Genomic DNA, 15504 nt, shown 5'->3' with positions numbered 1-15504 from the left:
TCACATCCCTCTTGGCATCTGTTCTCACGGGCTTAAATAAACCCGAGTATGGTAGTGATCAACCGTATGCGAAATCCCCGCCGACTATCGTATCGACACGATGTCTCAATCAGTGTATCAGGAAATCGGCGGTCACGATGCGGTCGAAGCGGTCGTCACGGACTTCTACGACCACGTGTTGTCCGACGAGCGACTCGTCCCCTACTTCGAGGGAATGGACATGCAGGAACTACGCGCCCATCAAATCCAGTTCATCAGCGCGGTTGCCGGTGGTCCGGTCGAGTACACGGGTGCGGACATGCGGGAAGCACACGACCATCTCGACATCGACGAACCCGACTTCGATGCCGTCGGCGAACATCTCGAAACCGCGCTTCGAACGAACGGCGTCGATGACGACAACGTCGAGGCGATCATGGCGGAAGTCGTCGCGCTCAAAGACCCCATCCTCGGTCGATAACGGACTTCTCGGGGATGGATTCTGGGGGACGGATGCTTCGGGGATGGACTCCTCGGGGACGAACTCCGCGGGTGTGGTGTTCGAATACACCGTCCACTCCCCTCATTCTCCACACGGTATCGGTCCGACCAATCTGCCGTAAACCATCCGTTTATCTCTCTCAATCGGCTCAGTTTAGGTATGACCGATGATTCGTTTTCCCGATACGAACCGACCCCGGAGACGTACGTGACGGTGATCGCGGAGTGAGTTCCGACCACGACACGAAAACCGTCGTTCTCAGCCTCATCGCGGGCGTCTTCTTCGGCGGCATCGGCGGCGGCGTCGCCTTCCCGACCTTGCCACGACTCGGCACGCTACTCGGTTTCTCGGCACTAACCGTCGGCATCATCCTCGCCATCAACCGATTCACCCGAATGCTGCTGAACACACCCGCCGGAACGATCCTCGACCGCTTCGGCACTCGACGACCCATGCTCGTCGGATTCGTCCTGCAAGGACTCGCGCCGTTCGGCTACGTCCTCGGGTTGACGGGTGCGTGGACGAAGGGTCTCGCGGGTGCGCTTCCGCTGACGGCGACCGCCGTGAGCGCCACGACGTTCGCCGGGTCGCGCGTGCTGTGGGGAATCGGGTCGGCGTTCGTCTTCGTCGGCGCGTTCAGCACCGTGACGAAGGTCACGACGACGGAAAACCGCGGCAAATGGACGGGCTACCTGCGCGGCGGGCAGAGCCTCGGTTTCCCGACCGGACTCGTCGTCGGCGGACTCGTCGCGAACGTCTACGGGTTCACCCCGGCCTTCCTCGTCGCGGGCGTCGCCGGATTGTTCGCCGCGTTCGTCGCCTTCCTCGTCCTGCCCGACCTCCATCCCGCCGTCGAAACCAACACCGGACTGCGCGAGATACCGAGCATCGTCACCTCCGACGTTCGCATCCTCTCGGTCGGACTCGTGAACTTCGTCGTCCGATTTCTGTTCGCCGGGGTGCTCCTCTCGACGGTCGTGGAGTACGCCGCGGCGGTCGGCATCCACATCGGTTTTCTCGACGCGACCGGGATCAGCGGCGTCGTGATGGCCGTCAGCGTGCTGTTCTCCAGCGCCACGACGCTGGTCGCCGGTCCGGCGTCCGACCGCGTGTCGAATCGTGCGTTCGTCTCGATTCCGTCGCTCGGTTTCCTCGCCGTCGGTTTCGGCCTTCTCGCCTTCGTTCCGACGCTCGCCGGGACGTTCGTCGGCGTGGCTGTCATCGGCATCGGCGTCGAAGCCGTGAACATCCCCCTGCTCGCGTATCTTGGCGACATCAGCCCCGAAAACGACGTGGGTAAACTCGGGGGCGTCTACAACGTCTTCGGCGACTTCGGCTCGACGGTCGGCCCGCTCGTCGCCCTCCCGTTCGCCGTCCAGTTCAGTTACACCACGGAGTACCTCGTCTGCGTGCTACTGGTCGTCGCAACGGCTCTCGTCGGCGCGCTCACGTTGCTCGCGACAACGACACCCAACGTCCGATTGCCGTCCCGAGCGACGACTGAGTTTCATGCAGTTGGATGGGAATCACCTCCCGAGAAACCACCAAAGCTCTTTCACGACCGCAAACGTGCGGTGATATATGTTTTGTATCCGACGGATATCGACAGTCGAACGCGCCGTTTCCCACCGTCCGTGACCGATGAACGCCGTTGAACTCTCGGAAGAAGGACCGACCGAGTGGTATAGCGAACCGCTCGAACGCGTCTTCGAGCGACTGGATTCGGACGAGGAGGGGTTGACCGACGACGAAGCAACGGACCGGCGAGCGGAGTTCGGACCGAACGAACTGGAGCAGGAGGCCGGGGTTTCACCATACAGACTGTTTCTCTCCCAATTTCAGGATTTCCTCATCTACCTGCTGATATTCGCCGCCCTCCTCTCGGTCGCGGTCGGGGTGCTCCCCGGGACGGCCCCAAAATACGAGGAGGCGGCCCTGATACTGCTTATCCTGCTGGCGAACGGTCTCTTCGGGTTCGTGCAGGATTACCGAGCCGAGATGTCCATCAAATCCCTGCAGGAACTCTCAACGCCGAACGCGACCGTGCTCCGAAACGGGGAGACCGTCACCGTCGACGCCGCGGACGTCGTTCCCGGCGACATCGTCGTCATCGAGCAGGGGTCAGTGATTCCGGCGGACGCGCGCCTCGTGGACGCGACGGCGATGGAGACGAACGAGGCCGCCCTCACCGGCGAGAGCACGTCCGTCACGAAGGTATCGGGAACCGTCGACGCGGACGCGCCGTTGGCCGAGCGGGACAACATGGTATTCATGAGCACGACCGCGATCAAAGGCCGGGGACGGGCCGTCGTCGTGGCCACGGGGATGGACACCGAAGTGGGCGATATCGCGACCGAGATTCAGGAGGCCGAACCGCGGGAAACACCGTTCCAGAAGGAGGTGGACGAACTCGGAAAACGGATCGGGTTCGGTATCGTCGCGTTGATTCTCGTGATCGCGGCCACCCAATTCGTGTTCACTGCCGCGGGGTGGCTCTCGATACTGCTGACCGGAATCACGCTGGCAGTCGCGGCGGTCCCCGAGGGGTTACCGGCGGTCGTGACGTTGACGCTGGCGCTGGGGTCGAGAAAGATACTCGACCGCGACGCGCTGGTCCGGCGACTCCCGGTGGTCGAAAGTCTCGGCTCCGTCGAGGTCATCGTGAGCGACAAGACGGGGACGCTCACCGAGAACCAGATGACGGTCAAGCGGGTGTACTTCGACGGCGCTGCCTACGACGTCACCGGGTCGGGCCTTTCGACGGACGGCGAGTTTCGACGCGACGGTGAACGTGCGAATCCCGAAGAACTCACGCCCCTCCTTTCCTGCGGGGCGTACTGTAACGACGCCGAACGAACGCCGAACTCCGCGGACGACGAGTATTACGGCGACCCGACCGAGGTCGCCCTTCTGGTTGCCGCCGCGAAGTCGAACGTCGCTCCCGCTCACGAGCGTCTCCGTGAAATCCCGTTCTCCTCCGAACGAAAGCGGATGACCGTCGTCGCCCGGGAATCACTTTCCGTCCTTTCGCGCGGCGACTCCGTCGGCGTCGATTCGGACCTGACCGCCTACATGAAAGGGGCACCCGAGGTGGTTCTGGAACGCTGTGATCGATTCCTCGAAGACGGGGAAGTTCGGGAACTCACGGACGCGAAACGGGAGGAAATCCTCGAACGGAACCGGACGTTCGCTTCGAACGCGCTCCGAGTGCTCGGCTTCGCCGCTCGCTCGGTCGATAACACCGAGGCGGACCCGGAGGACATCGAACGAAACATGGTGTTTCTCGGTCTCCAAGGGATGATCGACCCACCTCGGGACGAAGTCCCGGAAGCAATAGAGGACTGTCAGCACGCAGGAATACGGGTCGTCATGGCGACGGGCGACAACCTCGACACGGCGAAAGCCATCGGTCGGAACATCGGGTTCGATTCGGAGACGGCGATGGTCGGCGCGGACGTCGAAGCCCTTTCCGACGACGAACTGCGCGATGTCGTCGAGAACGTGGACGTCTTCGCTCGCGTATCGCCGCAGCACAAAGTCCGAATCCTTCGGGCCCTTCAGGGGAACGGACACACCGTCGCCATGACGGGTGACGGGGTCAACGACGCACCGGCGCTCCGGAACGCCGACGTCGGCATCTCGATGGGCATCCGTGGCACCGACGTCGCCCAACAGGCGTCGGACATGGTGTTACTGGACGACAACTTCGTCACCATCCGCGACGCCGTCGCCGAGGGGCGTGCCATCTTCGACAACATTCGAAAGTTCGTGAACCTGTTGTTGTCCGCGAACGCCGGTGAGGTCCTCACCGTCTTCTTCGGCGTCTTCGTCGGCACGCTCCTCTTTCCGGACCTGTTCGCGGCCGAAGCCGATCCGCTCATCCTGACGCCGGTCATGCTGCTCTGGATCAACATCGTGACCGACGGCCTCCCGGCGCTCGCCCTCGGAACCGACCCCAAAGCGCCCAACATCCTCGACAGACCCCCGCGAAACGACGGGCAGGGTGTCATCGACCGTCGCATGGTGTTCTCCATCATCTCGATCGGTCTCACGATGACGGTCATCGGGTTGGGTGTCTTCTTCTACGGATTGGCGGCCGTCCGCGAACTCGTCACGGCACAGACCCTGCTGTTCACGTTCATCGTCACCGTCGAGATGGTCGTCATCCAGGTCATCCGGTCCCGATACAACCAATCCCCGTTCTCGAATCCGTGGCTGATCGCCGCCGTCGCCGTGTCGTTCGGTCTTCAACTGCTCGTGCTCTACACGCCGCTGAACGCCCTGTTCGACGTGTTTCCGGTCTCTGCCGCTCACTGGGTCTGGATCGCACTCGGCACCGTCGCGTTCGTCATCGTCACGACGGTCGTCGAACGAACGCTCGGATGAACTCACGATAGGCCCCGACCGTCGGTTTTCCCCGCCGCTATCGCTTATCCTAAACGGTCCCGTATAGACCCCATGGCACAACGAATCCTCGTCCCGATAGACGGTTCCCCGCTGTCCTCGAAAGCGCTCGAAGTCGCTCTTTCGGACTATCCGGATACCACGGTCACGGCGTTGTACGTCATGGACCCCATCGGGTCCGGGTTCAACATCGTCGAGGTCATGCGACCGAAGTTCACGGACGGTGCCCCGCCGGGGTCCGTTTCGATGGAGTACTGGAACGAGTGGTACGAATCCGCCCACGAGAAAGCCGACGACCTGTTCGACGCGGCACAGGAACTCGCGGACGAGTTCGACGTCACGCTGGCGACCGCCGTCGAATTCGGCGACCCGAAACACGTCATCGTCGAATACGCGGAGGAACACGACATGGACCGCATCGTCCTCGGAAGCCACGGTCGGTCCGGTGCGACCCGTCTCGTACTCGGGAGCGTCGCCGAGACGGTCACGCGCCGGGCATCGGTTCCGGTCTTGATCGTCAAGTGATCGGTTCCGCCCGTCGTCAGGTATCCCTGATCGCCGCTCGAAGGAGGCCGGTGTCGGTGGATTTCGTCGGGTCGCGCGTCGACAATCGTAGCTCCCAATCGTGGGTATCGACCGCCCGGGCCCACTCTATCGACACCGGATCGGGAAGGATTCGGTTGAGTTCGATGGCGAGCGGAAGCGTCGGAAGGTAGCGTTCGTCACCGTCGAGCGCGTATTCGGAGAGCGTAACGAGCCATCCGCGGGATGACGACGTGTCGTCCAGCGGAGTGAGGTGATAGTCGGCCGCGATGGACACCGAAACCAGACGCTGAAGGGCGGTTTCTATCGTCCTCCCGTCGTCTTCGACCGGCGGCATTCGTCTCGACGCGGCTTCGAGGACGTGGTGTTGTTCGTCCGCGGACAACTGGTCGGTCAACTCGACGACCATGCTTTCGAGCAGCACGAGACAGAACTCGTCCCGGTCCGCAACCGACTCCGCGGCGTCCAGATACACGTCCATCACCGCACGCTCTACGCGCTCGTATCCCTCGTCCGCGAGCGTCTCGAAGAGCGCGCCGGTAACGTCGTGACAGAAATCGATGAGCGGCTGTCGGTCGGTAACCGAACCGTCCGCAGTCGATTCGTCCTTCCGTCGCGCCAGCGCTGTCGTGTCTCCGGCCGTCTCTCCGACGAGGTGTACGTTTCCGGTGCCTCGCAGACGATGAGGTCGTGGTACGGTAGCTGTGGGTCGTACCGACGAAGCGCTGCTCGATACTGTTCGGCGAAGCGGAGTGCCGCCCGTGCGGTGTGTCGACTGTCGAACCGTCGTCCCGCGATGGGAACCGGACTGGTTCCCGTTCGGGCGCAGATGATGTGATATGCACCGTCGTCCGTTTCGAGCGATTCGACACTTCGGCGAATGTCGTGGAGCGTGTGTCCTACCATGCGTGTGTCCGTCGCGTTCCCGCGCTATCGGGGTTCGTGGGGGTTCTCCGGCGGTGTGAGGCGGAAGTGCTACGCGTGTTCACCGTTTCATCGTTGCCCTGTTCCATGGTTTTAGGCTAGCCTAAAAACCTAAAAGTGTTTTGTTCGATGCATAAATGGTGCGTATCTCGACACGATTCGGACGATTTCACCACCCCACCGTTTTCGTCATCTTGATCGGTTTACCACCGTCAGAGACCTGGAAACCGTCGAAAACGGTGGTTGTGACCCCCTCGAAAACGGGGGCATCGACGCCGACAGCGTCCAAATAATTTTAGGGCATCCAAAAAAATTGTTTTCCTTTGAAAAGATATATGTGGCTCCCCAACGGAGTAGTAGTTGCAATGAGTGTTCAAGAGGAAGTCCGGCAGAAGGCCGGTACGGTCGAGGAGAACCCGCTTCGCCTCGAAGAGGCGAAGGCAGAACAGATCATCGACGCGTTGAACACGGACCTCGCGGACGCGTACGTGCTCTACCATCAGCTACACAAGCACCACTGGAACGTCGAAGGGGCCGAACACCACGACATCCACCTCTTCCTTCAGGAAGCGTACGAGGAAGTCGAGGAGGCCGCGGATGCGGTCGCGGAGCGCGTCCAGGCGATCGGTGGCGTCCCGCACGCCAGCATGGCGGCGCTCTCGGCGGCCGCGACGGTCGAACCCGAGGACGAGGACGTGTACGACATCCGAACCTCGTTCCGCCACGACCTCGGAATGTACGGTGACATCATCGAGAGCTACCGCGACCACATCGAGCTCGCCAACGGTCTCGGCGACTACGCGACCGAAGAAATGCTTCGGGAACAACTGGTGGAGCTAGAGGAGTACGCACACACCATCGCCCACTACCTCGAAGACGACACGCTCGTCCTCGAATCCGCGACGCACTGATTCCGTCGCTCTTCTATTCGTTTCGTTTTCGAAGAATTGTCGAGTATTACCGCAACGACGAGACGACAGTATCCGTTGCGATCCAGCCATCCGTGTTTCCGTCCTCGATGAAAACGAACCGCTCGGGCCGTGTTTCGCAGAGATCGATATCCGGAGTCGTCGATCGGGAGGGGGTGGTCGTTCCGTCAACGGCCCGTGAGTTGACAGCCATCGGAGATTTTTAGGGTGGCCTAAAACAAAAAGGGTTCGATTTTCGTTCGGCGTCATCGCGGACGACGGCACGGAGTACTCCGTTCGTTCTCAGCTTGAAGTAGTATATTCTGGATATATTATCGGAGCACTCTAAATGGTGTCAAAACGATATATATTGCGGTAGTTGCGATAATATACTGTGTGACGAATTGATTAGTTGTGTTTGCTTGACCGAGCAAATAACTAAGTGCGATTGCTATAAGACCAAAAACTACTGCGAATAGTAACCGTTTCTTACTCACCAGTGTCGATGTGGTGTTTTGTGTGGAGGTGAGCGAATTGCTGGGACCCATACTATCTCTATATTCTCGTCAAATCTAATTCTTTGCTTACTTTCATTTCGGGCAGGGAATTGGGCCATCTGTTTTTCACACTCTGCCTAAAACAGCCCACTGCCAAGTTCTCGGAAAAATGCATCTTTGACACCAAAGGTCCACTGATTTTCTCTGTGGGGTGCTACCAAGAGTCGAAATCTTTACCCCCTCTTCCGAAAACCATCTACATGACAGTTCATGAAGAAGGAAATGACGACGTTGGATTTCCTCGACCGCGCCGTTGACTGCTACGATGACGTGGTCGGCGTCATCGCGGACGACGGTACGGAGTACACCTACGAAGAATTCAGCGAGCGGGTCGACCGATTCGCGAACGTTCTGGCGGATCTCGGGGTCGAACAGGGCGACCGCGTGGCGATGCTGGCGTCGAACACCCACTACTTCCTCGAAGCGTTGTACGCGACCAACCATCTGGGCGCGGTGTACGTCCCGATGAACTACCGACTCGTGCCCGCTAACTACGAGTACATCCTCAACGACTGCGAGGCGTCGGTCGTCATCGCGGATTACGACTTCGCCGAAAAGGTCGAAGCGGTTCGGGATTCGGTCCCGGCCGAGTTTTTCATCGGCTACGAAGCGGACAGAATCGACGGCGACTGGCAGGACTACATGACCCTCGTGGACGAGCGTCGGCCGACGCGCCGGAGCGGGCGGATATCTCGGAGGACGACGACGCGAGCATCAACTACACGTCCGGAACCACGGGCGACCCGAAGGGCGTCGTTCGAACCCACCGCACCGAACACTGGCACGCCATCGTGCTCAACCAGCACATGGAGATTCGGGACGACGACACCTACCTCTGGACGCTCCCGATGTTCCACTGCAACGGGTGGGGCCACACCTACGCCATCACCGGAACCGGCGCTACGCACGTCTGTCTCCGGAAGTTCACCCCGGAGCGCACGCTCGAAAAGATTCGAAACTACGACGTGTCGTTCATGTGCGGCGCGCCGACGGTGCTCAACCGCGTCATCGCGTTCAACGAGAACAACCCCGACGTGGGGACGACGGGCGACCGCGAACTGCGCATCGCCACGGCCGGAAGCGCTCCCGCGACGGCGACCATCGAAACCGTCGAGGACGACATCGGGTGGCGCATCATCCATATTTACGGGTTGACCGAGACCGCACCCATCATCACCACGTCGAACTCGCCGCGCTCCTCGCCGAACGCGGACGCTCCCTGAAGGTCAAACAGGGGAGCGAGGTCATCTGCACCGACGTTCGCGTCGTTCACGACGACGGCAGCGACGTCCCCCCGGATGGAGAGACGATGGGCGAGGTCGTCGTCCGCGGCAATCAGGTGATGGACCGCTACCTGAACAAACCGGAGGCGACCGACGAGGCGTTCAACGACCGACTACCGGGCTACTTCCACACGGGCGACCTCGCGACCATCGACGAGGACGGGATGATCTCGATTCAGGACCGCAAGAAGGACATCATCATCTCGGGCGGCGAGAACGTCTCGTCCATCGAAGTCGAGGACGTGTTGTACGACCATCCCGACATCGCCAAGGCGGCGGTCATTCCCACGCCGAGCGACGAGTGGGGCGAACTCGTGACGGCCGTCGTCGTCCCGAAACCCGGCGTCGAACTGTCCGATGCGGACGTGGAGGACTTCTGCCGCGAGCGGATGGCGGGCTACAAGATTCCGCGCAAGATCATCGTGGACGACGACCTGCCGGAAACTGCGACCGGCAAAGTCCAGAAGTACCAACTCCGGCAGGAGTTCTGGGAGGACGAGGACCGACTCATCGGCCAGGGGTAGTCGTCCAAGCTATCGGATTTCAGTTTTTTCGGAGCAGGTCGTTCTCGATGATGTCGTCGATCAGTTCCGCATCGTGTCCGGCACACCGCCCCTGTTCGTCGTCGTCCGGGTGTGCATCCCGTGGAGGAGGAGGGCGAGGATGTGTTCCGCCGTCGTTTCCGTATCCACATCGCGGAAGGTGCCGTCCTCGATGCCCGAATCGAGAATTCGGACGAGTATGTCCCGTAACTCGGTATCTATCTCCGTGAGTTTCTCCCGATACGCGTCGTTCCGTGCCGCCTGTGCCCACAGTTCGATGAAAACCGACGACACTGCCGGTTCGTCCCCCGACGACGATATCACGACCGACTCCGATTCCGGTCGCGTCGGGTCGAGAAACGTATCGACGACGGAGCGGAGGTCCGCTTCGGGGTCGCCCGTCCGTTCCCGAAGTTGCTTCTCGACGAACTTCTCCGAAAACACGTCCAGCAGTGAGAGGAGCAACTCGTCTTTGTCCTCGAAGTAGTGGTAGATGAGCGACGGACTCTGTCCCAACTCCTCGCCGATGATCTTGATCGAGAGGTCCGCGTATCCGTGCTTCGCAAGCGCCCGAAACGCGGCCTCCCTGATTCGTTGTTCCGTTCCTCGCTGCTCGTTCATCGTGGTTAGTCGGTATTCGGCAACCGTCGGTATAAGTGGCGAGGAAACCGCCGTCCGCACACGTCGGATTATCCCGTATGTCGGCGACTCGAACTGAACAACCGACAGACACACGATGGATGGGAACGTTATGAGCCTCGGGGGGAACACAGTGGAACGATATAACACGACAGTTGGCCGTCTCGAAACCGAACTCCGGCGGAACGGAGGAGGGCTGTAGGATGGCGTGGATAGATACGATAATCATCTTCCTCGTCAGCCTGCTCATCGGCGGATTCGGCATCTACGTCGGTGCGAGGGTGACGACGGACCGCGCGGGAAGCTACGGCCACGCCATCATCACCGCACTTATCGGGTCGATAGTGTGGGGAATCATCAGCTTCTTCGTCGGGTGGATTCCCATCATCGGCGCGCTGCTCGCGCTCATCGCGTGGATCGGCGTCATCAACTGGCGCTATCCCGGTGGCTGGGGAACGGCCATCGTCATCGGATTGGTCGCGTGGTTCGCGGCTGCCATCGTCCTCTACATCTTCGCGCTGTTCGACATCATCACCGCTGGGGGCGCTGGGGATTCCGGGCGTCTGAGCCGTTCAGCGGAGTTCGGGGGTCGAGACGGACGAAATCGCCCCGTCCGTCCCGCGTAACCGAACCCACCAGACGATGGCCGCCACGCCGAGACAGATCGCGGCGACGCCGACGAGGCCCGCCTCCGGACCGAACGGTCCGCCGGTGACGACGCGCGGACCGACCTGCCGAGTGGCGACGAGCGTCACCGGGAGTCGAAGGCCGCTCACCGAAAACCCGTACACGCTCGTCTGGAAGAAGTTCCACGAGATGTGCAACCCGATGGAGATACCCAACTCGCCGGTGAGCACGTACCCGGACGCGAGCATGACACCGGCGAGGACGGCGACGAGCGTACTCGTGAGCGTCGCGTTCGGATTGAAGACGTGCAGGACGCCGAACACCACCGACGAACAGAGCGTCGCGGCCGCAACCGCCGCGTCCGCGGATACCCATCGAAACCAGCGGAACCCCTCGGCGAGGTTCGTGAGCAGGTAGCCGCGTATCAGCAACTCCTCGCTGATTCCGACGAAGACGAAGAGCAGCATCGAGAGGAGGAACGCGCCGACGAACGACACGTTCGGCGCGGTTCGGAGATAGCCGACGACTCGAACCCAGCCGAACGCGACTTCGGCGAAAAATATCGCGGTCATGAGCGCCACGCCGAGGACGAGGCCGAACCCGAGGTCCAACCACCACGACCGCGAGAGATGAAACCCGAAGTCGGCGAACCGGCGGCGGTCGAGAAACCGCCCGACCAGGTACGTGAACGAACACACCACGATCAGTTCGACGACGACCCGGACCAACAACCGCCCTTCGGGCCCGAACGATCCGAGTCCCAATACGACGAATACGGGGCGGAGGATCGGCCTGAACGCGAGTATCACCCCGAACGAGAGGATGGCGAGGACGATTCGGCGACGACGAACCGCCACGGGAGCCGAAGCCGCCGGTCCATCCCGTTCCAGAACACCGCTTTTATCGAAGTGAGCACTGTGAATACAGTACGGCGACCCGACTGTTAATCCTTGAGTTCGAAACCCGTGGCGGCGAACCTGTTTCGTCGCTTCCTCATCCCTCCTGCCCTCAAAAATATCGAGAAATTGAACGAAACACTGTCGTTTTAGGTAAGAAGCCTGCGTTCTCGAAACGGAGAGCGATCGTGTTCGGTCGCGGATAATCGCCCCGATCGAGTAACGGGTGACCGAGAAGTCGCCGAGACAGTTCGAGAACGAATCCATACAGCACTCACCAACCCATGTCGTTTACCAAGTCAGTCGAACAGTACGCTATCTTCCAGCTCGATCCGGACGGCACCGTCGTCAGTTGGAATCGCGGTGCGCAGAACCTCAAAGGGTATCGGGAGACCGACATCGTCGGCGAGCATTTTTCGGTATTCTATCCCGAGGCTGCCAGAGCGGTGAACTGGCCGGACAGGGAACTCGAATTGGCGGTCGAGAACGGTAGCTTCGAGGACGAGGGATGGCGTGTTCGGAACGACGGCACTCGTTTCTGGGCCCACGTCAACATCACTGCCCGCTTCGACGACGAAGGATCACTCAAGGGTTTCACGAAGGTGACGCGGGACCTCACCGAACGCCGTGAGCACGAACTCCACTTGCGTGCCTTTCGGAAGGCGATCGAACAGTCGAGGCACTCGATCTATTTCACGAACAGGGACGGCACGATCGAGTACGTCAATCCCGCGTTTGAGGTTATCACGGGCTACACCGCCGAGGAAGCTATCGGCGAGGACCCCCGATTCCTGAAGGCCGACGATACCACCGCCGACTTCTACAGGGACCTCCAGCGGACGATTCATGGAGGGGACGTTTGGATCGGCGAAGTCGTTAATCGGCGAAAGTCGGGCGAAACCTATACCGTTCACCAGACGACAGCACCGATCAAAAACGCCGAAAACAGCATCGAACGCTTCGTCACCATCAACACCGACGTCTCGGAACGCAAAGAACGTGAACGAACGCTTCGTCGGCAGCGCAACGAACTCGAACGACACCATCAGATCACCGAAAGCCTCCGTTCGTTAAATCGGGTCCTGACACGGGCATCGACCCGAAATGAAGCCGAACAGTTGGTCTGTGATCGCCTCGCCAGTTCCGAAGCGTACCGCTTCGCCTGGATCGCCAACAACGGTCCCGGGAACGAAATCGTGCCACATACCTGGGCGGGTATCGAGGACGAACGACTCTCGGACGTCACGATTACGACCGACGATAGCGACCTTGAACACAGTCCCGCCGGTCGGGCGCTCCAGTCCGGGACCGTCCACGCCGTCCAGGACATTCTCTCCGATCCGACGTACGAGCGGTGGCACGAACGCGCGGTTCAGTGTGGCTATCGGAGTTCGGCGGCCGTTCCGCTGGTGTACCGGGACACCGTCTACGGTGTCTTGGTGTTGTGTTCGAGCCGTCAGTTTGCGTTCGACGAGCACGAGCAACTCCTCCTTCAGGAGGTCGGCGAGCGTATCGGTCATACGATTCACGCCGCCGAAAACCAGCGACTCCTCCATGCTGATACGGTCGTCGAACTCGAATTTCGGTGTACGGATCCGAACGCCGTCTTCGTCGATGTCTCCGAGCGGTTAGACTGTTCGCTCTCCATATCCAAGTTAACGCCGACGGCTGACGGTGCCTTCGTCTCGTATCTCGAAGTGACCGACACGCCGCCGACTAGCGTATGCGAGCATCTCGGTCGGAACCCGAGTATCGACGACGCTCGTGTCCTCCGTGAACAGGGGAGCAGCGGAACGATCGAATGTCTCCTGTCTGGCAACTCTCCACTTCTCACTCTCACCGAGTACGGGGCGACGATACGGACGGTGGAAGTCGAACGAGGGGGCGCGACGTTGGTCGCGGAAGTCGCGCCGGAGGCGGATACGCGGGGCATCATCGAAGGTCTCCGACGGGAGTTCCCCGCGACCGAATTTCGATCCAAACAGTCGACAGATCGTTCGAGAGGGAACGTCGGGACTGCCGAGAACCTCGACGACCGACTGACCGACCGCCAGTGGGAAATCCTCGAAGTGGCGTATCACGCGGGATACTTCAACTCCCCGCGAGACGTCACGGGCGAAGAGTTGGCCGCGACGCTGGGAATCTCGTCGGCGACGTTCTATCAACACATCCGGAAGGGAACCCGAAAGGTCCTGGCGGAACTCGTCACGGGAAGCGATGCATCGCCCTAGCCTAGTAGTCTAGCCTCCCCCGCGGTTTATGGTCGGAGTGACACTAGGCATCGAGGCTCCCTTTACTTTTCAAACTCCGAACAAAGTGGAAGTAGACAATGAGTAAACCGCAGTCTCGAAACACCGGCAACTGTGTCACGATGGAGCGCTCCTCTCTTACCGAAATCTTTCGACTGCTTGGCGACGACCGACGTCGGCGGATACTGCACGCGATCCGGGCGCGTAGCGGTCCGATACAGATCGGTGCTCTCGTCGCCGAACTCGTCGAGTCGGAGGGAGTCGAGTCCCGCGATCGAATCGAACTGTCGCTGTACCACAACCATCTCCCACGACTCTCCGATAGCGGGATCATCGAGTACACGTTTGGAGAGGACCACATCGTAATCCACGAACTACCCGAACCGCTCGTTTCCCACTTACTACTTGCCGAAGAGGTGGATGGGGTCCGTCAGCGGAGGTGACTCTTGCCATACCAGGTCAGTTGTTCAATCTGCATGTTCGAACGGGAAGTGGAGGAGCTATCGGAAGCGTTGGCCCTCGACGAGGAACACACCGAAGAGTGGGGCGAAGAGCACATCGTCGAAATTCAGCTCTTAGGGTGAAGGTATCGTACGCCGTCTCGTTCGCGTGCCGTAGCCCGAATTCCGGCGGCGCTCGTCTCGATATCGATGGTAATCGACGCGCGGAAACGGAACGACAAAGGATACATTACTTTTCGACCTTCCACTCGCCGGGTTTCTCGCCGTGGAACTCGCCCTTGGCTTCCCGCGTCGTCGGCCAGAACGTCAGGAGGGCAGTGGCGACGTAGAAACAGAGCACGCCGACGATGACGAACTCCCCCGAAATCCCCGGAACGGCGGCGGTTTCGACCGGCGTCTCCTTCGGCACGAAGGCCGTGATACGGAACAGCCACGCCACGACCAGCACCGTCTCCAGCGGGAAGTAGATGTGTTTGAGTCGGCGGGACAGCGCCTCCCACACCGAAACCTTCAGCGTCGGCGTCCGAAGGTCGTGACCGAGTTTTTGCCGCCAATCGCGGTGAACCGACCCCTTTGGATCGAACGCGTTGGCGAACACGTTCTCCTCGATCATCCGCACCCGTGACCGCGTCGCGTCGTAGGTGCGATACCGCCGCACGTCGAACAACAGGAACATCACCAGCGCGAACATTCCGATCAACAGGAAGTACGGCGGACTGCCCGTGCTCTGGAACGACAGCGCCAGCATCGCCACGATGACCGCGATGGCCCAATCGATGGTGAGATCCAACCTGTCCAACCGTGTGGACATCTGCGATACCTCGCCCCGGTAGTAGTGCGGCATCAGCGACATGAACTCGGAGCGCTCCTCGGCCACTTCCGCGGCGACGTCGCGGGCATCCGGTTCTTCAGGATTAAACTCGTCGTTTGGCTCCCCCATGGTTGATAGTTGTCCTGTGGTACCAACTGTCGTTCGGTGAAAATGGCTGA

Annotated in this window: 13 protein-coding genes and 2 pseudogenes; 9 read left to right on the top strand and 6 right to left on the bottom strand. The window is 60.6% G+C overall.

Translation table 11 applies throughout. The features are described 5' to 3' along the window. Window positions 1–100: 100 nt before the first annotated feature. The 4 genes from A4G99_RS22115 (at window position 101) to A4G99_RS22100 (ending at window position 5410) form a co-directional block, all read left to right on the top strand. Window positions 101–460 (top strand): group 1 truncated hemoglobin, encoded by a 360-nt coding sequence (locus tag A4G99_RS22115; RefSeq protein WP_066148391.1) that lies wholly within the window; start codon window positions 101–103, stop codon window positions 458–460. A gap of 245 nt (window positions 461–705) precedes the next feature. Continuing rightward, window positions 706–2136, top strand: a complete 1431-nt coding sequence (locus A4G99_RS22110; RefSeq protein ID WP_223302129.1) for an MFS transporter — start codon at window positions 706–708, stop codon at window positions 2134–2136. Next, the gene (locus A4G99_RS22105) at window positions 2123–4867 is read left to right on the top strand and encodes a cation-transporting P-type ATPase (protein ID WP_066148389.1); all 2745 of its coding nucleotides are present in this window, start codon (window positions 2123–2125) and stop codon (window positions 4865–4867) included. Before A4G99_RS22110 ends, A4G99_RS22105 begins: the two co-directional genes overlap by 14 nt. A gap of 72 nt (window positions 4868–4939) precedes the next feature. After that, window positions 4940–5410 (top strand): universal stress protein, encoded by a 471-nt coding sequence (locus tag A4G99_RS22100; protein WP_066148387.1) that lies wholly within the window; start codon window positions 4940–4942, stop codon window positions 5408–5410. A gap of 16 nt (window positions 5411–5426) precedes the next feature. On the opposite strand, the gene A4G99_RS27950 is transcribed toward A4G99_RS22100, so the two are convergent. Further along, window positions 5427–5909, bottom strand: a complete 483-nt coding sequence (locus A4G99_RS27950) for a hypothetical protein (RefSeq protein WP_223302128.1) — start codon at window positions 5907–5909, stop codon at window positions 5427–5429. Window positions 5910–5920: 11 nt separating this feature from the next. Beyond that, on the bottom strand, window positions 5921–6334 hold the full coding sequence (locus tag A4G99_RS27945) for a hypothetical protein (RefSeq protein WP_223302127.1): 414 nt from the start codon (window positions 6332–6334) through the stop codon (window positions 5921–5923). Between the two features lie 383 nt (window positions 6335–6717). On the opposite strand from A4G99_RS27945, the gene dpsA reads away from it, so the two are divergent. Next, window positions 6718–7263, top strand: a complete 546-nt coding sequence (gene dpsA / locus A4G99_RS22090; RefSeq protein WP_066148384.1) for a DNA starvation/stationary phase protection protein DpsA — start codon at window positions 6718–6720, stop codon at window positions 7261–7263. A gap of 46 nt (window positions 7264–7309) precedes the next feature. On the opposite strand, the gene A4G99_RS26250 is transcribed toward dpsA, so the two are convergent. Further along, a complete protein-coding gene (locus A4G99_RS26250; RefSeq protein WP_190303848.1) occupies window positions 7310–7474 on the bottom strand; it encodes a hypothetical protein in 165 nt (54 codons plus the stop codon). A 553-nt stretch (window positions 7475–8027) separates the two neighbouring features. Here A4G99_RS26250 and A4G99_RS22085 point away from each other — a divergent pair. Further along, window positions 8028–9624, top strand: a pseudogene (locus A4G99_RS22085) (class I adenylate-forming enzyme family protein). 60 nt (window positions 9625–9684) lie between these two features. On the opposite strand, the gene A4G99_RS22080 reads toward A4G99_RS22085, so the two are convergent. Next, window positions 9685–10263, bottom strand: coding sequence for a TetR/AcrR family transcriptional regulator (locus A4G99_RS22080; RefSeq protein ID WP_223302126.1), 579 nt, complete (start codon window positions 10261–10263; stop codon window positions 9685–9687). A 221-nt stretch (window positions 10264–10484) separates the two neighbouring features. On the opposite strand from A4G99_RS22080, the pseudogene A4G99_RS22075 reads away from it, so the two are divergent. After that, window positions 10485–10848, top strand: a pseudogene (locus tag A4G99_RS22075) (hypothetical protein). 5 nt (window positions 10849–10853) lie between these two features. Here A4G99_RS22075 and A4G99_RS22070 read toward each other — a convergent pair. Next, a complete protein-coding gene (locus A4G99_RS22070; protein ID WP_223302125.1) occupies window positions 10854–11765 on the bottom strand; it encodes a CPBP family intramembrane glutamic endopeptidase in 912 nt (303 codons plus the stop codon). 323 nt (window positions 11766–12088) lie between these two features. Here A4G99_RS22070 and A4G99_RS22065 point away from each other — a divergent pair, with 323 nt between their 5' ends. Together A4G99_RS22065 and A4G99_RS22060 are read left to right on the top strand one after the other, a co-directional pair. Next, a complete protein-coding gene (locus tag A4G99_RS22065; RefSeq protein WP_066148382.1) occupies window positions 12089–14035 on the top strand; it encodes a bacterio-opsin activator domain-containing protein in 1947 nt (648 codons plus the stop codon). 98 nt (window positions 14036–14133) lie between these two features. Next, window positions 14134–14496 carry a hypothetical protein gene (locus tag A4G99_RS22060; protein ID WP_150123202.1) on the top strand — a complete coding sequence of 121 codons (363 nt, stop codon included), beginning with the start codon at window positions 14134–14136 and terminating at the stop codon, window positions 14494–14496. A gap of 247 nt (window positions 14497–14743) precedes the next feature. Here the strand turns inward: A4G99_RS22060 and A4G99_RS22055 are convergent, their stop codons facing one another. Then, window positions 14744–15454, bottom strand: coding sequence for a DUF2270 domain-containing protein (locus tag A4G99_RS22055; protein WP_066148378.1), 711 nt, complete (start codon window positions 15452–15454; stop codon window positions 14744–14746). Window positions 15455–15504: the final 50 nt, after the last annotated feature.

The sequence above is a fragment of the Haladaptatus sp. R4 genome (assembly GCF_001625445.1).
Lineage (GTDB): Archaea > Halobacteriota > Halobacteria > Halobacteriales > Haladaptataceae > Haladaptatus.
This window is presented reverse-complemented; position numbering and strand designations above follow the sequence as displayed.